We start from the raw sequence: 20,313 nt of genomic DNA, 5'->3' as shown, positions 1-20,313 counted from the left end.
TAAATGTTTAAAAAATGCCTGTATAAAAGCAACTTCTTTATCCTGTTTATCTTTATGATAGATAGGATAGTCGGGCGATAATAGGGTAAGTCGATAATCTGTATGATAAAAAAAACTATTTGCACATTAATATTTTTGCTTTTTATACTGATTATTTTATTGGTAAGTGGATTTTTTATTATCGATAAATTATTCCCGTTACAGATTAATCAAGGAAGACCAACACAAACTATATTAGCTCAAGATAAAACGCCATTGTGGCGATTTGCGGATGATAAAGGCATCTGGCGTTATGATGTGCAATTAGATGAGGTACCGGATTATTATTTACAAGCGTTATTGCATTACGAAGATCGTTATTTTTATCAACATATCGGCATTAATCCTGCCGCATTAGTACGTGCTGCTTGGCAAAATTTTACGAATAATAAAATCATTTCAGGTGGCAGTACTTTATCGATGCAGGTGGCAAGGTTGTTTTATCCGCATGATCGCACTTTTTTCGGGAAAATTCAGCAAATCTTTCGTACGTTTCAATTGGAATTACATTATAGTAAGGACGAAATTTTATCGTTATATATAAATCATGCTCCTTATGGTGGGACGATTGAAGGAATTGGTGCTGCAAGCTTTACCTATTTTGGTAAAGCCCCCAAAAATTTGACACCGAATGAAGCTGTTTTATTAGCTGTATTACCCCAAGCTCCAAGCCGATTAAGACCGAATAAATATCCAGAAAGGGCGCAAGCCGCGCGTGATAAAGTCTTAGATCGCCTTTTGGTGGATAAAGTTTGGTCAAAAGAAGCAATTGACACTATCCGTCAAGAGGAAGTATGGATTAAGCCTCATAAAAAACCGCAATTAGCCCCATTATTCGCCACTTATTTACGATCCCAATATCCCAATCAGCCAATTATTCATTCGACGCTTGATGCGACTTTACAATATCGACTGGAACAATTAGTACTCAACCAAAAAAATCAATTACCCCCTAAAAGTTCTTTAGCGATTTTAGTTGTTGATCATACCGATATGTCGGTAAAAGCGTATATTGGATCTGCCGATTTTAATAGCGTCGCGCGCTATGGACAAGTCGATATGATACAAGCCTTGCGCTCGCCAGGCTCCACTTTGAAACCTTTTTTATATGCACTTGCTATTGATGAAGGTTTAATTCATTCGGCATCATTATTACAAGATGTTCCTCGTTTAAATACGGATTATAGACCCACTAATTTTGATGACCATTTTTACGGACCGATAAGTGCAAGCGATGCCTTGCGTCAATCACTTAATTTACCCGCGGTGCAATTGATTGAACTTTATGGAGCAAAACGATTTGCTAGCAAACTTTATCATATAGGATTACCGTTAAAGGCAATTGGTAATGATCCCAATATCTCCTATATATTAGGTGGTGCATCCCTAAAAATGGCAGATTTGGTCGCTGCATATAGTGTTTTTGCGCGCAAAGGTATGGCTGCTAAATTACGTTATACGCTTGAACAACCCTTAATCACAAAACCTTTTATTCATGAAGGAAGTGCGTGGATTATTCAGCAAATGCTCAGTAAGCAAAATGAAATGGTTTATAAAACAGGTACGAGTTATGGTTATCGTGATGCATGGGCTGTTGGTGTTAATCCTAAATATCTTATCGGTATTTGGGTAGGTCGTCCTGATGGTACGCCTGTTTCAGAACAATATGGCTCAGCAACCGCGGTGCCAATTTTGCAACAAATTAACCAATTGTTATTAAATAGAGAATATCGCTTAAATCATACATTACCTATTTTTAATCAACCTGATTCTGTTTCAACACAACCAATTTGTTGGCCCACCGGGCAAGTTTTATCAAAAGATGATCCGAATTGTCATCGTCAGTTTATGGCGTGGATATATAATAAAATGATCCCGCCAACTTTAACTACATTAGCAGAATTAAATAATCAAAGTTATATAGCTGGGTGGCAAACAATTTGGGTCAATGAAAAAGGGTTTCGTGTAGGCGCTGATTGTAAAGGAGCAATACGTAAGCGAATCGCTTTATGGCCAATAGCATTAGAAAATTGGTTACTCGTTAAAGAACGCCGACAAACCTTATTACCTAAAATTGATGTGACTTGCCCTGTTTTAAATCAAGATGCTTATATTCCACTTAATATTGTAGGTTTACTCGATAAGCAGGTCCTTAAACGGCCACCGAGTCAAAAAGAAATTCAATTAAATTTAAAAGCACAAGGCGGTCAAGGGAAAAAGTGGTGGTTTTTGGATGGTAATTTAGTGACAAATGTAGAAAATGATGAAAATATCATCTTAACTCTATCAAAATCGGGTAAACATCATTTATTATTGTTAGATGAAAGTGGGCAAAGCGCCCGAATGAATTTTAATATTGATTAGTCATATAGATTAATGAGGATATGACCATGGCTATAGAACGTACTCTTTGCATCATTAAACCTGATGCGATAAAACAAAAATTATTAGGCGCAATTGAAACGCGTCTTATGCAAGCAAAACTTAATGTTATTGCTTTAAAAATGGTTAAATTAACACAAAAACAAGCCGAAGGTTTTTATGCAGAGCATAGCGGTAAACCCTTTTTTGACAAATTAATCCATTTTATGGTTTCAGGTCCTATTGTTGTGCAGGTATTAGAAGGTGAAAATGCGATTGCACGTTATCGTGAAATTATGGGCGCGACAGATTTATCACAGGCAAAAGCCGGCACATTACGTTATGATTTTGCAACAAATATGACCGAAAATGCGGTGCACGGTTCTGATTCAATAGATTCTGCAGCGCGTGAAATCGCTTACTTTTTTGTGGATTCAGAAATTGTAAGTAAATAAAATAATTTTTTATTTTTTAAAATGAATAACTTAATAAATATATTAAAGTATAACTGCATTAAATCGGTTTTATTTACATATTAATATAATCATCAGTTATATATATTTAATTTTTTATTATTTAGTTCTAATATATTTACTTGTTAGAATAAATTTTTTATATAAGAAAGGTTGATAGGAAACTAAATGAAACTATTTTTTAAATCATTATCTTTACTTACTTTAGTTACTGCAGTTTTTACAACACATGTGGTGCGGGCTGATATTTTGGAAGATATAGAAAAACGGGGTGTAATTAACATTGCGGTCTTTGATAGTAATCCTCCGTTTGGTTTTATTGACAGTAAAACAAATAAAATTGCTGGTTTAGATGTTGACTATGCTAATGCAATTGCTAAAGGCCTAAATGTAAAGGTCGAGCTTGTACCGACGAATCCTGCAAATCGAATCCCTTTATTAACTTCTCATAAAGCTGACCTAATTGTTGCCAATTTTACCGTGACGCAAGAGCGTGCTAAAGTGGTCGATTTTAGTTTGCCCTATTTTGCAACAGGACAAAAATTTATTGCTCGTAAGGGAGTATTAAAAACGCCTGAAGACCTACGGAAATTACGCATCGGTGCCGATAAAGGTACGGTAATGGAAATCACACTGCGTGAAAATTACCCAACGGCGAAAGTAATTTCATACGATGATACTCCATTTGCTTTTGCGGCATTACGTAATGGTGTTGTGCAGGCAATAACACAAGATGATGCAAAATTAATTGGTTTATTAGCTAATGTACCAGACGCAGATCGCGCTGCTTTTGAAATTTCATCATTTAGTATTACCAAAGAATATCAAGCTGTTGGTATGCTAAAAGGAGAAACGCGTTTAAAAGACAAAGTTAACGAAATCTTATTAAATCTTGAAAAAGAGGGTGAAGCTGAAACGATTTATAATCGTTGGTTTGGTCCACAAACCGCTTCGGCAATGCCTCGTGGTGATTTTAAAATAGGGCAAGTGCAATAAAAAAATGCTGTTTACAGAATTATTAGCGCCACAATATTTAGGCTGGCTGTGGGATGGCTTTTTAGTCACCCTCGGTCTTTCTTTCGTAACGATTATTTTTGCCACATTGCTCGGTTTTATATTAGCTATGCTGGGGCAAAGCGAAAACAAATTTTTGCAAAATATTGTAAAAAGTTATAATGCGGTATTTCGTTATACGCCATTATTACCGCAGTTGTTTTTTTGGTATTTTGGCGTCGCTAATTTATTACCTCTCTCCTTTAAACTTTGGATATTTAGCGAACCTCATATTCAACTCGGTTTCTTCAGTATAAGTTTACCCTCGTTTGAGTTTTTGGTTGGGCTTGTCGCACTAACTTTTTATTCAAGCGCCTTTATTTGCGAAGAGTTTCGAGCTGGTATGCAAGGCGTAAAACCAGGGCAAAAGCAAGCCGCTTTAGCGCTTGGATTAAATTGGCGACAAATGATGGCTATCATCATTCTTCCGCAAGGGATTCGAATTGCTTTCCCACCGTTGATTGGTCAGTATATGAACATTGTGAAAAATTCATCATTAACGATGGCAATTGGTGTTGCTGAGTTATCGTATGCATCAAGACAAGTAGAAACAGAAACATTAAAAACCTTTCAAGATTTTGCAATCGCAACGCTATTTTATATTTTAGCAGTTGTTATTATTGGGACTATCGGCAATATTTATCAAACTAAATTTTTAGAACTGCCAAGGACACGCTAATGGATGTAAGTATAATCAATGATATTTGGATATCTATTTGCAATTTTCTGTATGGCTTTAATATTATTTGGCAACGCCTTGATTATTTCGTTTGGGGTAATTTTCCAGAAGGACTGTTTTTAACGATTATAATGAGCTTTGCCGCAATAATTTTTGCTTCAATTTTAGGTATTATAACAGGTATCGCTTTAACCGTTAGTAATGGATTTATTAAGAAATTATTGATTGTTGTGACAGGATTTTTACGTGCTATTCCAGTGATTATGTTAATATTTTGGACGTTTTTTTTATTACCAGTTATTTTTAATATTAATGTTCCAGCCGTTGCCACAGTTATTGTCTCGTTATCATTAATTGGTGGCGCATATATTGCACACTCAGTTCATGCCGGTATGAAAGCTATCAGCTCAGAACAATGGCAAGCAGCTTATTCTTTGGGTTTATCGTCCAAACAAGTGATTGGTTATGTAATTTTGCCTCAAGCCTTAAAAATGATGTTACCGTCTTTTATTAATCAATGGATATCTTTAATTAAAGATACCTCACTTGCTTCTATCGTAGGTGTTGCTGAATTTACATGGCTTGCAATGCAAGTTAATAATTCAAGTATGGTTTATCCGACTCAAATCTTTTTATTTGTCATTGTGGTTTATTTTATTATTTGTTGGTTATTAAATTTCGTAGCAAATTATATGACTTCCCATTTTTTATTTAAAAATAAATTCCGCCTTTAACCTTTTTCTTATTAGCCGTTTAAGATTAATTATCATAATTTAAACCATTATGATAATTAATATCATAATTTAAACCATTATGATAATTAATATCAAAATTTAGGTTATTAATGTTGCCAATAAACGAGATTTATATAACGTTTGTAAAACGAAGCAAGAACCAATACAATTAGCAAATTAATTTTATTAGCAATAATAGATAGGACATTTATTCCTTATGCAAGAACAATACCGCCCCGATGAAATCGAATCTGCTGTTCAAAACCATTGGCAAGAAAATAAAACTTTTCATGTTACAGAAGATCCCACAAAAGAAAAATACTACTGTTTATCTATGCTGCCTTATCCATCTGGTCGATTGCATTTAGGTCATGTGCGCAACTATACCATTGGTGATACGATTTCCCGCTATCAACGCTTAAATGGCAAAAATGTTTTACAACCCATTGGTTGGGATGCATTTGGTTTACCTGCCGAAGGAGCAGCTGTAAAAAATAATACTGCGCCTGCTAAGTGGACTTACGAAAATATTGCTTATATGAAAAAGCAATTAAAATTATTAGGTTTTGGTTACGATTGGGATCGTGAAGTAACAACGTGTCGACCAGAATATTATAAATGGGAACAATGGTTTTTCACACAATTGTTTAATAAAGGATTAGTTTATAAAAAAACATCGGCAGTCAATTGGTGCCCTAATGATCAGACAGTATTAGCTAATGAACAAGTGGTTGAGGGGTGTTGTTGGCGTTGTAATACACCTGTTGAACGTAAAGAAATTCCACAATGGTTTATTAAAATTACAGCTTATGCTGATGAATTATTAAAAGATTTAGATGCCCTTGAGAGTTGGCCAGAGCAAGTAAAAACGATGCAACGCAATTGGATTGGTCGTTCGGAAGGTGTTGAACTCGATTTTAGCGTAGATAATTATCATGATAAATTACGTGTCTATACAACACGGCCAGATACATTAATGGGCGTTAGCTTTGTATCGATTGCAGCTGAGCATCCGTTAGCGCAATTAGCGGCACAAAATGATGAAAAAATTGCTGCCTTTATTGCTGAATGTAAAAATACTAAAACCGCCGAAGCTGATATGGCAACAATGGAAAAGAAAGGGATTGCTACGGGCTTTTATGCCATCCACCCATTAACAGGCGATAAAGTACCAGTTTGGATTGCAAATTTTGTGTTAATTGAATATGGAACAGGTGCTGTTATGGCTGTTCCAGCGCACGATGAACGCGATTATGAATTTGCAAATAAATATCAATTACCGATTAAAGCTGTAATCTTAAATGAGCAAGATCAGGAACCAGATTTAACTGAAAAAGCATATACAGAACATGGTAAATTATTTAATTCAGGCGAATTTGATGGATTAGGTTTTGAACAAGCGTTCAATGCCATTGCTGATAAATTAACAGCACTTAATTTAGGTGAACGAAAAGTTAACTATCGTTTACGTGATTGGGGTGTTTCTAGACAACGTTATTGGGGCGCACCGATTCCGATGGTGACGTTAGCTGATGGAACGACTATCCCAACGCCTGCCGATACCCTACCGGTTATTTTACCTGAAGATGTTGAGATGAATGGTATTACAAGCCCTATCAAAGCAGATCCAAATTGGGCTAAAACGTCGATTAATGGTCAACCGGCGTTACGAGAAACCGATACCTTTGACACCTTTATGGAGTCGTCTTGGTATTATGCAAGATATACCTGTCCGAATTACGATAAAGGTATGCTTGATGAAAAAGCAGCAAATTACTGGTTACCAGTCGATCAATATGTTGGTGGGATTGAACACGCAATTATGCATTTACTTTATTTTAGATTTTTTCATAAATTAATGCGTGATTTTGGTTTAGTTAATTCTGATGAGCCAGCTAAGCGTTTGTTATGTCAAGGTATGGTACTTGCAGATGCCTTTTATTATACCAGTGAAACAAATGAACGGATTTGGGTATCGCCGTTAGAAGTTATACTTGAGCGTGATGATAAAGGTCGAATTACCAAAGCGCTTGATAAGCAAGGACATGAACTTGTTCATGCTGGCATGACTAAAATGTCTAAATCGAAAAATAATGGTATCGATCCGCAAGAAATGGTCGAAAAATATGGTGCCGATACAGTAAGATTATTTATGATGTTTGCCTCACCAGCCGATATGACACTTGAATGGCAAGAATCTGGCGTTGAAGGTGCGAATCGATTTATTAAACGCGTATGGCGTAGTGTTTATGAACATGTTGCCAAAGGTAAAGTTTCACCGTTAGATACGCATACGTTGACACAAGATCAAAAAGTTTTACGTCGTGAACTCCATAAAACAATTGCAAAAGTGACTGATGATATAGGACGTCGTCAAACTTTTAATACAGCCATTGCTGCAATAATGGAATTTATGAATCGTTTACAAAAAGCCGATCAAGAAAGCGAACAAGATAGAGCGATTGTTGATGAAGCACTAAATGCCGTTGTTCGATTACTCTATCCAATGATGCCTCATGCCTGTTTTGTGATGTGGCAAGCGTTAGGTCACCTTGAAAGTATTGATAATGCAACTTGGCCAGTTGCCGATAATACTGCAATGGTTGAAGATGAAAAGCTAATTGTTGTGCAAATCAATGGAAAGGTTCGCGGTAAATTTACGGTTCCAAGTGAAGCAACAGAAGATGTTGTGATTGAGCAAGCAAAACAAGAATCGAATATTCAAAAATATTTAGAAGGGGTTGCAATTCGTAAAGTAATTTATGTACCCGGTAAATTATTAAATATTGTTGTTAATTAATGCATTAAAGTTAATTAACAGGATAAAGATACGGATCGTAGTTAGATAATATTTAATATTAATTAATTTACACCATGTATAAAAATCGCTTTTCAAAGTAGGTATACCAAAAATAAATCCTTGCTCGATAGGGCAAGGATTTAAAATACAATAAACCTATCACTAATTTATTAAAACAGGTAAAAACATGAGATATTACTTAGTCATCAGTTTATTATTGACGATGTTATTGTCAGCTTGTGGATTTCATCTACAACATGATACCGAAATTCCACCTGAATTTAAGACATTATATTATGTCAGTAACGATCCTTATGGACAATTATCCCGCAATCTTAAAGAAATCTTAATTGATAATAATGTCACTATCCTGAAAAATGGTATATCAACGGAGCATCCAACATTACAAATTTTAAATAGTAATATTAATAAAAATACGATATCGATTTATCAAGATGGTAAAGCTGCCGAGTATCAAATAGTGCTTAGTGTTGAAGCGCAAGTGGTTATTGCCAATAAATCCATATATCCGATTAAAGTACGTGTTTTTAGAAGCTTTTTTGATAACCCTGCAGCAGCATTAGCAAAAACATCAGAACAAGACCTGATTGAAAATGAAATGTATAAAGAAGCGGCAAACCAAGTTATTAGAAAATTAAAAAGCATTGATATAAGCAAAAATTAAGTCTATGTTAAAAATTAATGTTGATAATCTCCATAAACATTTAGGTGCGCCTTATTACTTAATTATAGGTCAAGATAGCTATTTGCAAAATCAGGCTTTAATTGAGTTAAAAAGAGCATTTAAAAAAGATGGATTTGGAGAACAATTAATTTTTACGATTGATAATCAAACAGATTGGACAGCTATTTATGATAGCTGTCAGGCAATGAATCTATTTTCAAGTTATACATTATTAATTTTAGATTTTGCCGATCAAGCTATTAATGCTTCTATTAACACAAAACTTAACAAGCTAGTTGAATCCCTTAATTCAGATATTGCGTTAATTATTAAAATAGCCAAAATTACAAAAACGCAAGAAAATAATTTATGGTATAAAACGTTATCAGAAAAATTAATTATTATTAATGCAGTAACCCCTGATTTTGCGCAATTATCGCAGTGGCTCAAAAATTATATTCATACTAAAGATATCATTTTAGAGCCAGAGGCAATTCAATTACTCTGTTATTACTATGAAGGTAATTTACTTGCTTTAACACAAATGATAGAGCAATTAGGTATGCTTTATCCAAAGCAACGAATTAATTATGATTTGGTTGAAGAAAGCATTAGTGATTTGGCGATATTTACGCCTTATCATTGGATAGATGCATTACTTGCCTTTAAAAGTAAGCGCGCCATTCATATTTTGCAGCAATTAAAAAGTAATGATTTTGAAGTATTAATATTATTACGGGTTGTTCAAAAGGAATTAATTTTACTCATTAATCTAAAAAAAGGTAATGAGCTAAATCCTCTAAAAAAGGTATTTGATGAATTTAAAGTTTGGCAAAATAAACGTGTTTTATATACGCCTTATTTAACACAAATGTCTTTACAGCAGTTATATCAAATTTTAGCTAAGTTAACCGAAATTGAAATTGCCTTAAAAAAGGATTTTCAACAAAACACATGGGAGGATTTAGCGACGTTTTCATTGCAATTTATGGGATTAACTCAATGCTAGTTGCTTTATTAGGTGGCACGTTTGATCCTATCCATAACGGTCATCTTTTCCCCGCCATCGCTTTAGCCAAAGAAGTTAACTTGACAAAAATCTCCTTGTTACCTAATCATATTCCACCTCATAAACCGCAGCCTAGGGCAACAGTCAACGAACGCATCGAGATGATTAGACTTGCTATTCAAGACAAACCATTATTTAGTTTAGATGAGCGAGAATTACAGACACAAGATCTAAAAAAACCTTCTTATACGATTAACACATTAAAAAGTTGGCGCGAGCAAAATGGGCAACAAGTCAGTTTAGCTTTTATAATGGGATTTGATGCACTGCTAAATTTACCTTATTGGCATGAATGGGAGCAGTTGTTAAATTACTGCCATTTGATTATATGTCCAAGGGCTGGTTATTATGTGCAATCAGTCAGTACGCAATTAAGGCAGTGGATTAACAAACATATCAGCGTTGATAGCCATGATTTACATCATCAAGCCAATGGCTTAATTTATTTTGCAAAAACGCCTTTAACAGATATTTCATCTACTCAAATACGTCAATTAATTGATGAGCAAAAAGATTACAGAGCTTTTTTACCAAAGCCAGTTTGGCAGTATATTTTGCAACAAACGCTTTATCAAACAAAGAAAAGTTAGAAAGCGCTTTACATCTAGCATTTTTTTCGGCATTATTTCGGCGCTAGCTTTAATTAAGCTCAATTAAGTTTATTTTTAATTTGTATTTACTAAGAGGCGCCAATGGCAAAAGAAGATAATATTGAAATGCAAGGTACAATACTTGATACACTTCCTAATACGATGTTTCGTGTAGAGCTTGAAAATGGTCATGTGGTTACTGCGCACATTTCAGGGAAAATGCGTAAAAATTACATTCGTATTTTAACTGGTGATAAAGTCACTGTCGAAATGACACCTTATGATCTTTCTAAAGCGCGCATCATCTTCCGCAGTCGTTAGTTATTTTCTCTAAATCTATGCCCAATCTATTATAAGAACGGTTAAATCAATAGGTAAAAGTTAAAGTCCAATAAACTATACCCCTTGTTTTGCCGTCGGCTTTATAACGACGGCAAAAATCAAATATTTAACAATTTAGTTGAGATTTATAAACAGATGTATTTTGTTTTGGCAAAATTGAACAACATCCCAAATTTAAAATTAATATAAAAAAAAACCGTCTAATAGACGGCTGAAAAGGAAATTAATACAACATTCTTTAATTGAGTCTACTAAAATCCATGTCTTTATATTTTACCCATTTCGTTTTCTTAATCAATTTATAACTAAATAATATAATAAAAAACAGCGGAATACTAATGTAGGTTGCAATGACGCCAATCCAATCAATTTCATCTTTATAAAAAGCTTCAATGTTTTGACCGAGTGTAATAATCAAACATAACACAAAAGCAAAAATTGGACCAAAGGGAAAACCACTAGCGCGATAAGGTAATTTTGATACATCAAGTCCTTGTGCCATATACCCCTTACGAAAACGATATTGACTTAAAGCAATTCCTAGCCAAGCAATAAAGCCAGTCATACCTGATAAATTAAGTAACCACCCATAAATAACTTGATCTTGAACTAATGAAGTTAACATACATAACATAGCGATAATACTTGTTGCAAATAGCGCCATGCGTGGTACGCCTGATTTTGATATTCGGGTAAATATTTTAGGTGCTTTGCCTTCTTTTGCTAATGCGTAAAGCATTCTTGTTGATGCATATAATCCTGAATTTCCCGCTGATAAAACCGATGTTAAAATAACGGCATTCATTATTGCTGCGGCTGATAATAAACCAGCGTGTTGAAATACAAGCGTGAATGGACTAACGCTGATATCCGTTTCATCGTTTCTTAATAAATTTGGATCGGTATAAGGTATAAATAAACTAATGATGAAAATAGCACAGATATAAAATAATAGGATCCGCCAAAATACCGATTTCATCGCTTTAGGGATATTTTTTTCAGGATCTTTAGATTCCCCAGCTGCAATACCGATTAATTCAGTACCTTGGAATGAAAATGCGACAACCATCGCAACCCCAATCATCGAAGCAAATCCACCAACAAAAGGCGCCTGTCCAATTGTCCAATTATGAAGTCCTGCGTTTTCACCGCCTTTTAAAATGCCAACTATCATCAAGAGACCAATGACGATAAATACAATTACAGTCACAACTTTAATCAGTGAAAACCAAAATTCTGCCTCACCAAAGCCTTTAACAGAAATATAATTTAGTAAAAAGATAATCGATAAAAAGAGTAGGCTCCATAACCAAGTAAATGCTTTTAAATCATAGCCGGATAAACCTAAAAATTGTTCAACCCATAAAAAGGCATCAGAATTAAACCAATAAGAAATAACAATTTGTGCAGCAACTAAATCGACCGCAACAGTAACAGCCCAGTTATACCAATAATTCCAACCAATGGCAAAACCAAATGCGTCATCTACATAGCGTGAACCATAAGTAGCAAAAGTGCCGGTGACAGGTAAATAAGCCGATAATTCACCTAAACTGGTCATTAAAAAGTAGACCATTAAGCCAATAATTGCGTAAGAAAGTAATGCGCCACCAGGCCCAGCTTGAGAAATAGTTGCTCCTGATGCAACAAAAAGCCCAGTACCAATTGAGCCTCCGATAGCTATCATAGATAAATGGCGAGCTTTAAGATCGCGTTTTAATTTATTTTTCATAGTCATGTTAATCAATCTAAAAATATAGGAAACAAATAATAAAAACTTATAATATTATTCAAGTAATTTTAATGAGGCGAGAGGTACATACCCCTCATTTTCTTAATAAACCCTAGATTTGCCTTAAAAAATTGTCAAAAGTGTATCAAAAAAAAGACGCATCGGGATAAATAATTCTAATAATTGCTGAGATTTATTAAATTTAAGCAATAACTAAGCCTTAGTGAGCCTTTCTAACTCGCTGAGATAATTTAACGCTTCATCTCGATTATTGCCGCACATTTCATAACAAGGTTTTAAATTTTTACACACCTGTGGTCTTAAAGGTGAGTTAAACAACTGGCAAGCAAAATTTTCATCTAAATGGGGGCACGGTACACCTGAAGGTTTGCCATTTGGCATTTTTGGTAAAGCAGATGAAATTGAGGGGGCAATGCAGCAAGCACCACATGATGAACGGCAACTAAAGGTGTTTATCATACATACCTAGCTTTAGAAAGATGACAATAAATGAAGAATTTTTTCAAATAAGGTAAATTTTATTGGAGACAATATCAAGTTAGCGCTAAAATAGCGAGCTAATTTTGCACTATTTCTTATTCTTAATTTATTAACTGATTAAAAAGATTTTATTATGGCTAAAGCAAACGAAATAAAGCGCGGTGATGCAGTCACCTATAACGGTAAATTATTATTAGTAAAAGATATCGATGTACAAAGCCCTAGTGCTCGTGGCGCAAGTACGTTATATAAAATGCGATTTACCGATGTTAAAACGGGTGGTAAGGTTGAAGAAAGATTTAAAGGTGATGATATTATTGAGACAATCGAACTTTTTCGTCGACCTGTAAGTTTTTCATACATTGATGGTGATGAATATGTTTTCATGGATAACGAAGATTACACGCCTTTTATCTTCAAAAAAGATCAAATTGCTGAAGAATTGCAATTTATTCCAGAAGGTGGCATGGAAGGTATTCAAGTATTAATGGCAGATGGTGCTGTTATCGCTTTAGAATTACCGCAAACGGTAGATTTAGAAATTATCGAAACGTCGCCAAGTATTAAAGGTGCATCAGCTAGTGCACGTAGTAAACCTGCGACTTTATCAACAGGGCTTGTGATTCAGGTACCGGAATATATTGATAATCACGAAAAAATTAAAATCCATATTGCTGAAAAGCGTTATATGAGCCGGGTAGATTAAGTCACTGTAATGAATAATTATAATCAAAATAAACTACATAAGCGATTGCGGCGTTTAACTGGTGAAGCAATCGCTGATTTTAATATGATAGAAGAGGGCGATCGAGTTATGGTTTGCCTTTCTGGCGGCAAAGATAGTTATACGCTACTCGATATTTTATTAAATCTTAAAATTAGCGCTCCTATCCATTTTGATATTATTGCTGTCAATTTGGATCAAAAACAGCCAGGTTTTCCTGAACATGTTCTCCCACAATATTTATCTTCATTAGGTATTGAATACAAAATTGTGCAAGAAAATACCTATGGAATTGTGAAAGAAAAGATCCCTGAAGGTAAAACGACATGCTCACTTTGTTCACGTTTACGTCGTGGGATTTTATACCGCGTTGCAAGCGAAATAGGCGCGACTAAAATAGCATTAGGTCATCATCGGGATGATATTTTAGAAACGCTTTTTTTAAATATGTTCTATGGCGGTAAACTTAAAGCAATGCCACCTAAATTAATGAATGATTCAGGGGAACATATTATTATCCGTCCGCTTGCTTATTGTAAAGAAAAAGACATTACTCGCTATGCTGAATTAAAACAATTTCCAATTATTCCGTGTAATTTATGCGGATCCCAACCTAATTTACAGCGTAAAGTGATTAAAGATTTATTAAATGAGTGGGATAAAAAATTTCCTGGTCGAATTGAAACTATGTTTAGAGCGACACAAAATATTACCTTATCGCATCTTTGCGACACAAACTTATTTGATTTTAAAAATATAAAACAGGGCGATAAGGTAATTAATGGCGGCGATTTAGCATTTGATCGCGAAGAAATCGCTGCGCCATCAACTGTAAATCATGAATTTCTAGCTCAGCAAACCCCCATTTTATGGAAAGAAATCAATGATTAATAATTAATTTACAAAATAATTAAATAAAGTTTGCTTTTTAATAAAAAAATGCTATTATTGAAACCAGTAATACATTTATATTCCATTCTACCCACTCGCAATTATTTGTTAGTGGGATTTTTTTTGCCTAAATATTTTTTCATAATGCTTCTTGTTATTTTCTGAAAGTATAGTTGGGTTTTATTTATATCTATCTACGTTAATACCTTCATATTGTAATAATGCGACTTTTTTATCTAATCCACCTGCGTAACCGGTTAAATTGCCATTACTGCCAATCACACGATGACAAGGAATAATAATTGAAATAGGATTACGACCGACTGCTCCACCGACAGCTTGACCTGACATGTTTTTCAGATTGTTTTGTTTGGCGATTTGATTGGCTATATCGCCATAACTGATTGTTTCACCATAAGGAATACTCATTAATATCTCCCAAACTTGTTTTTGAAAGGCTGTTCCATTTGGGTTAATAGCAATAGAAGGTATAATAGGTTGAGTTTTGTTTTTTTGTGATAAAAAACGATCATTAAAATAATCATCTAACCAATGTTTAGTCTGTTCAAAAATGGCAAGTTTTGGTGTCATCGAGGGGATATCATGATTTTGCAAACAGTTAGGTAAATATTTTTGACCTGCAAACCATAAACCTGTTAATGAATTTTTATCGCTTGCTAATAAAAGAATGCCAAGGGGGGATTCATACTCACAAAAATAATTATTACTATAATTCATTGTTTATCCATTAGTTTATGAAATTGTGTATTAAAGATAATTTAGAGTAACTTATATTTATTTTAATGGTAGATTTTTTAGAAAACAAAAAAATAATGGCTCAAGACATGAGCCATTATTAGATATGATTGCGAGTTTATCAAAAAATGATTAGTCAATTTGAATCTTTATTGAGTTTTTTGACCTTTTTCGATATAACTTACATCGTTATAGCTTTCGACAATAAATTTACCTTCATCTGTATAACGAATTTTAGTTACACTTGCATTTGCTAAAGAGGTTGTACTTGGAGTATCTAACCAATCTTGCACCATTGCTGTAATTGCCATACCGTGCGATACAACTAATACATTACCGCCGCCTTGTGCTTGAGCGGATTTCGCAATTTGTTGTAGTGAATTTTGCATACGTGTTTTTACAGCGTTGTAATCTTCTGCTTGACCTGATACTTCAACAGCAGCTATCGCATCCATCATTTGATTTAAGGTAACATTACCTTTAGCATAATCTGCAAATAAAGCTTTGTCATCGATATAACCTAAATGCTTAGCAGCTGGAGTCCACATATTTGGATCTAGATCACCTTCATAATTACCGAAGTTGGTTTCACGCAAACCTTCAAGCTCGCGTACTGTGATAGCTTCTTCACCTTTTGCTTCAAGCACAATGCGAGCAGTTTGACGAGCACGCCCTGAATCACTTGAATAAACAGCGATAAATGGAATACCTTGTAATCCTCGACCTAATTGCTGAGCAACTTCAACACCGGCTGGAATTAAAGGAGTATCTGACCAACCTTGAGCACGGTGAACATTATTAAACATTGTTTTACCGTGCCGGGTAACATATAAATAAACATCTGCGGCAAGAACATTTGTTGCAGTAAAAATTAATACAAAAAATACACTGACAGTTTTAAGTAATTTTTTCATAAAATATTCCTCTTATTCATTATGGGGTTAAAATAAATTAAATCGATATTCGGCGATAAACTCACCAGCCATAAAGTGTGCCATCTGCGCTTTACCATCACGCAAGACTGGCGTTTTATTTTTACTTTTGTATGACCAACCAGGTCCAAGCATACACCACACTGATAAACCTTTTAAACTTTGCTCAGTAGGTACCCATTGTGTGAATACATTAAACTCACCAGTATGTACGGTGGTATTTTTATAATCGAAATAACCATAATTTGTGGTTAAACCAACAGTGAGATCAGGACGTAATTTATAATCGATGATAGAGGCAAAGACCTTTTCACCATCGCGTAAATAATCTTCGCCAGCAAATGCCATAGAAATAAATGTACTTCTTGAATTACCTGACATATGACGATGGTAAATACCTAGCTCGCCATCCGCTTTAGGTGCATGAGTATAACCAAAACCTAATTTCGCACTCCATAAATCCTCTTGCCATTTTACGTCAAATGCATAATGGTTAGCATGATTATCAAAATAACGTTTTGATAATGACATTTTATTATAATTTTCAAGGGATTTAGTAAAGTAAAGCTGAGTACCTAAATTAAGTTTTTCGATCGGTTTATAATTACCGATAAAAATTTGTCGACGCAGATAATCTTGACTTTCACCAATGGCATATTCAGCACTAAAGGTATCATTTTTATAGACGATATCACCGGTTGCAATATAATCAATATCATGCTTTTTATCACGACTAATAAATTGTTTACGTTTTGGTGAATCGCGCTCCATAGAGTGCGTAATATAGGCTGCTTTTAAATTGAGATTACCATAATCTAATGTAGCACTATAACCTTCGTAAGTTGTTGGGGATAAACGAGTCGTGTTAGAAATAACACCAAAATTTTTCATAGTGTGCCAACCAATATTGCCTTTAAGTGCCGCATCATAAATATTGGCTTTTAATTTAACGTAGCGCTGTCCAAATTTTGTATAACCACCGGCATTACTTTTTTTCGCTTCATTACCTTTGTTATATAAAACACCACGGCTAGCAAAGTTATCACTGGCGGCGAGTTTCATTGCGGCATAATAGTCGGCATTAAACCCAATAAAATCGGCAAAATAACCAGATTGATAACTGACGGCAAAACCTTGCCCCCAAGCATTATGGACAGTCTTAGGATTTTCATCTTCTTCTTTTAGATATTTCCAATAGTTTTTAGTCGATAAAACGACTTTTGTGTCCGTAAAGAAAGGGTTGCTTAAAAAAGCATTTTGTTGAGTGATGGAGAGCCCATCATCGGCAAAAGCCGAACAGCTAATAAGACTAATTAAACAAATTGTTATGGTTTTCAATCGCATTATTTTATTCCTTTTCTTTTTTTATAATGAAAAAACCTAAATATGGCGATAAATAAAATCTTCACGCATATTTAGGTTTTGCCTGTTTTTAACAGTAACAATCCATTATGTTGAATAATCAATTTTGCTAAGTCATATTCTTAAGAAAGATAGATAAATCACTATTACTTTATGGCTTAACTTTTATTGCATTACGTTAAATTAAGTTAATATAAAAAACGATTATTTTAGTGACGCAATACCTTTTTTAACATACTCAAGACTACCAATTTCTTTTACGGAATATACTCCATTTTTATAAACAATTTTTACAACGCTCGCGTTCGATAACGGTTTATTTTTATCAATATTATAAGTTAAGTCCGAAATCATCGCTTGCATCGACATACCTGATGAGATAGCTAAAATTGTTTTTTGATTATTTGCTATTGCATTATTAACAATGGTATTTAATGCATCTTGAGTACGATTTTTTACTTGAATATAATTTTCTGCTTCATGTTTTGGATCAGTTTTTGCGATAGCATCAATCATGCGATTGATGGCTAGATTGCCTTTTTGATATTCTTTGTAATATTGTTCTACAGATTTATATCCGAGTTCTTTACCACTAATTTTTATCACATTTGCATTTGTTCCACCTTCAAAGCCACCAAAAAAAACTTCACGAAGTCCTTTTAATTCATGCATTGTATAATCATGAATATCTTTTTGTGCCAATATGACTCGCATTGTTTCACGTTGGCGACCTGCATCGCTCGTATAATAAGCATCAAAGTTAATATCTTTAAAACCTTCACCTAAATATCTTGCTACCTGAATGCCTTGTTCGGTTAATGGTGTATCTGCCCATCCTTGTACTAAGTCATAGGTATTAAATATAGTTTTACCATGGCGCGCAAAATAGATGGTAATTTCGTCATCTTTTTTGATATTTGTTGTCGAATTACTACAACCTGTCAGTAGGGTTACCGTCATGATTATTGCTGCTATAAATCCTTGTTTAATATTTTTGATTTTCATTTTCATTACCTTTTTAACTTGTGTTTTTTCGAGATCAATCTCGTTTAATGATTACCGATACAATTTAATAATATTTTTGTTATTCATTAAGATTGAGTAATCTTTATTCTATTTCTGACTTAATTCATTCAAGATGTTAGGCGAATTAATTCGCCTAACATCTGTATTAAATAGTTACCTTGTATTTTTTATTCTTTTAAAACGCCTCCTTTTGACGCAATAACAGATTTATACCAATTAAAACTTTTCTTTTTAATTCGATTTAATGTCCCAGTGCCATCTTGATTTAAATCGACATAAATAAAGCCATAACGTTTGCTGACTTCAGCTTTTGATGCACTGATTAAATCAATGGGTCCCCAGCTTGTATATCCCATTACATCAACACCATCCTCAATCGCTTCGGCGACTTGAACTAAATGATCATTCATATAATTAATACGATATTCATCATTAATTGTGCCATCATCTTCGATCACGTCTTTTGCACCTAAACCATTTTCAACAATAAATAATGGTTTTTGATAACGTTCATAGAGCAGATTAAGAAGGTAACGAATACCAATTGGATCAATTTGCCAGCCCCATTCAGAAGCTTTTAGATAAGGATTAGGCACCATATCTAAAATATTACCTTTTGATTTTTGGCTTTCGTCGGCAGTTGCACAGCAGCTCATATAGTAACTAAACGAAACATAATCGACAGTAGATTTAAGATCACGTTTATCTTGTTCAGTTATCGTTAAATTGACATTATTTTCTTTAAAGAATCGGTTCATATAAGTTGGGTAATAACCACGAACTTGCACATCACCAAAAAATAACCAACCATGATTTTCAAGGTGAGATGCCCAAACATCCTCTGGTTTTGGTGTAAGTGGATAGCTCACAGCACCTAATAGCATACAACCAATTTTTGCATCAGGAATGATTTCGTGACACGCTTTAACCGCACGACTACTAGCCACTAATTGATGGTGAATTGCTTGATAGACTTCCTGCTTAGAACTACCACGAGGTAATCCTACACCTGTAATCGGTTCATGTAGTGACATATTAATTTCATTAAATGTTAGCCAATATTTCACTTTATTTTTATAGCGTTCGAAAACAACTTTGGCATAACGTTCAAAATAATCAATAACATCACGATTTCCCCAACCGCCACAATATTTGATAAGGTGATAAGGCATTTCATAATGCGATAATGTTACTAAAGGTTGAATGTTATATTTCAACATTTCATCAAATAATTTGTCGTAAAAAGCGAGCCCGGCTTCGTTTGGCTCTTTATCATTACCGTTTGGAAAAATACGCGTCCAGGCAATAGACGTTCGTAAACAAGTAAAACCCATTTCAGCAAATAAAGCGATATCTTCTGGATAACGATGATAAAAATCGATTGCTTGATCTTTAAGTCCAGTAACGTTAATTTTTTCGCGATCAATGAGTTCGCCAAATATGCCATTAGGTTGGCAGTCAGAGGATGATAACCCTTTACCATCAGTTAAATAAGCGCCTTCGACTTGATTGGCTGCAATAGCACCGCCCCATAAAAACTCATTTGGAAATTGTTTAGACATTT

At 34.3% G+C, this 20,313-nt stretch carries 19 protein-coding genes; 12 read left to right on the top strand and 7 right to left on the bottom strand.

The annotated features are described in order from the left end of the window. Positions 1-102 precede the first annotated feature (102 nt). The 10 genes from pbpC to infA all read left to right on the top strand — a co-directional run bounded on the left by pbpC (position 103) and on the right by infA (position 10,804). On the top strand, positions 103-2,403 hold the full coding sequence (gene pbpC / locus ACSYSW_RS07770) for a penicillin-binding protein 1C (protein WP_491705600.1): 2,301 nt from the start codon (positions 103-105) through the stop codon (positions 2,401-2,403). A 26-nt stretch (positions 2,404-2,429) separates the two neighbouring features. Then, complete coding sequence (gene ndk / locus ACSYSW_RS07765; protein WP_491705601.1) at positions 2,430-2,855, top strand: nucleoside-diphosphate kinase; 426 nt, start codon at positions 2,430-2,432, stop codon at positions 2,853-2,855. Between the two features lie 186 nt (positions 2,856-3,041). Next, positions 3,042-3,869, top strand: a complete 828-nt coding sequence (locus tag ACSYSW_RS07760; protein ID WP_491705602.1) for an ABC transporter substrate-binding protein — start codon at positions 3,042-3,044, stop codon at positions 3,867-3,869. Between the two features lie 4 nt (positions 3,870-3,873). Beyond that, complete coding sequence (locus tag ACSYSW_RS07755; RefSeq protein WP_491705603.1) at positions 3,874-4,605, top strand: amino acid ABC transporter permease; 732 nt, start codon at positions 3,874-3,876, stop codon at positions 4,603-4,605. Further along, positions 4,605-5,339 carry an amino acid ABC transporter permease gene (locus ACSYSW_RS07750; protein WP_491705604.1) on the top strand — a complete coding sequence of 245 codons (735 nt, stop codon included), beginning with the start codon at positions 4,605-4,607 and terminating at the stop codon, positions 5,337-5,339. The genes ACSYSW_RS07755 and ACSYSW_RS07750 overlap by 1 nt, the downstream gene beginning before the upstream one ends. Before the next feature lie 217 nt (positions 5,340-5,556). Then, complete coding sequence (leuS, locus tag ACSYSW_RS07745; RefSeq protein WP_491705605.1) at positions 5,557-8,139, top strand: leucine--tRNA ligase; 2,583 nt, start codon at positions 5,557-5,559, stop codon at positions 8,137-8,139. Positions 8,140-8,326: 187 nt separating this feature from the next. Further along, on the top strand, positions 8,327-8,824 hold the full coding sequence (gene lptE / locus ACSYSW_RS07740) for an LPS assembly lipoprotein LptE (RefSeq protein WP_491705606.1): 498 nt from the start codon (positions 8,327-8,329) through the stop codon (positions 8,822-8,824). A 4-nt stretch (positions 8,825-8,828) separates the two neighbouring features. After that, positions 8,829-9,833: a DNA polymerase III subunit delta gene (holA, locus tag ACSYSW_RS07735; RefSeq protein ID WP_491705607.1), complete on the top strand. Its 1,005-nt coding sequence runs from the start codon at positions 8,829-8,831 to the stop codon at positions 9,831-9,833. Continuing rightward, positions 9,827-10,483, top strand: coding sequence for a nicotinate-nucleotide adenylyltransferase (gene nadD, locus ACSYSW_RS07730; RefSeq protein ID WP_491705608.1), 657 nt, complete (start codon positions 9,827-9,829; stop codon positions 10,481-10,483). The genes holA and nadD overlap by 7 nt, the downstream gene beginning before the upstream one ends. 102 nt (positions 10,484-10,585) lie before the next feature. Further along, positions 10,586-10,804: a translation initiation factor IF-1 gene (gene infA / locus ACSYSW_RS07725; RefSeq protein WP_025315083.1), complete on the top strand. Its 219-nt coding sequence runs from the start codon at positions 10,586-10,588 to the stop codon at positions 10,802-10,804. A 259-nt stretch (positions 10,805-11,063) separates the two neighbouring features. Here infA and ACSYSW_RS07720 read toward each other — a convergent pair whose 3' ends face one another. Together ACSYSW_RS07720 and ACSYSW_RS07715 are read right to left on the bottom strand one after the other, a co-directional pair. Continuing rightward, positions 11,064-12,563, bottom strand: a complete 1,500-nt coding sequence (locus ACSYSW_RS07720; protein ID WP_491705609.1) for an amino acid permease — start codon at positions 12,561-12,563, stop codon at positions 11,064-11,066. 207 nt (positions 12,564-12,770) lie between these two features. Beyond that, on the bottom strand, positions 12,771-13,037 hold the full coding sequence (locus tag ACSYSW_RS07715) for a YkgJ family cysteine cluster protein (RefSeq protein WP_491705610.1): 267 nt from the start codon (positions 13,035-13,037) through the stop codon (positions 12,771-12,773). A gap of 154 nt (positions 13,038-13,191) precedes the next feature. Between ACSYSW_RS07715 and efpL the strand changes: the two genes are divergently transcribed. Together efpL and ttcA are read left to right on the top strand one after the other, a co-directional pair. Continuing rightward, positions 13,192-13,764 carry an elongation factor P-like protein EfpL gene (efpL, locus tag ACSYSW_RS07710; protein WP_491705611.1) on the top strand — a complete coding sequence of 191 codons (573 nt, stop codon included), beginning with the start codon at positions 13,192-13,194 and terminating at the stop codon, positions 13,762-13,764. A 9-nt stretch (positions 13,765-13,773) separates the two neighbouring features. Continuing rightward, positions 13,774-14,673: a tRNA 2-thiocytidine(32) synthetase TtcA gene (gene ttcA, locus ACSYSW_RS07705; protein ID WP_491705612.1), complete on the top strand. Its 900-nt coding sequence runs from the start codon at positions 13,774-13,776 to the stop codon at positions 14,671-14,673. 180 nt (positions 14,674-14,853) lie between these two features. On the opposite strand, the gene ACSYSW_RS07700 is transcribed toward ttcA, so the two are convergent. From ACSYSW_RS07700 to ACSYSW_RS07680, 5 genes are all read right to left on the bottom strand, one after another. Continuing rightward, positions 14,854-15,411 (bottom strand): methylated-DNA--[protein]-cysteine S-methyltransferase, encoded by a 558-nt coding sequence (locus ACSYSW_RS07700; protein WP_491705613.1) that lies wholly within the window; start codon positions 15,409-15,411, stop codon positions 14,854-14,856. Positions 15,412-15,578: 167 nt separating this feature from the next. Continuing rightward, positions 15,579-16,343 carry a histidine phosphatase family protein gene (locus ACSYSW_RS07695; RefSeq protein WP_491705614.1) on the bottom strand — a complete coding sequence of 255 codons (765 nt, stop codon included), beginning with the start codon at positions 16,341-16,343 and terminating at the stop codon, positions 15,579-15,581. Between the two features lie 27 nt (positions 16,344-16,370). Then, positions 16,371-17,705 (bottom strand): OprD family outer membrane porin, encoded by a 1,335-nt coding sequence (locus tag ACSYSW_RS07690; protein WP_491705615.1) that lies wholly within the window; start codon positions 17,703-17,705, stop codon positions 16,371-16,373. A 222-nt stretch (positions 17,706-17,927) separates the two neighbouring features. Beyond that, positions 17,928-18,683, bottom strand: a complete 756-nt coding sequence (locus tag ACSYSW_RS07685; RefSeq protein ID WP_491706059.1) for a histidine phosphatase family protein — start codon at positions 18,681-18,683, stop codon at positions 17,928-17,930. Positions 18,684-18,916: 233 nt separating this feature from the next. After that, entirely contained in the window at positions 18,917-20,311 is a 1,395-nt protein-coding gene (locus ACSYSW_RS07680) for a glycoside hydrolase family 1 protein (protein ID WP_491705616.1), read from the bottom strand. Positions 20,312-20,313 lie beyond the last annotated feature (2 nt).

This window comes from Gilliamella sp. ESL1225, from assembly GCF_058502635.1.
This window is presented reverse-complemented; position numbering and strand designations above follow the sequence as displayed.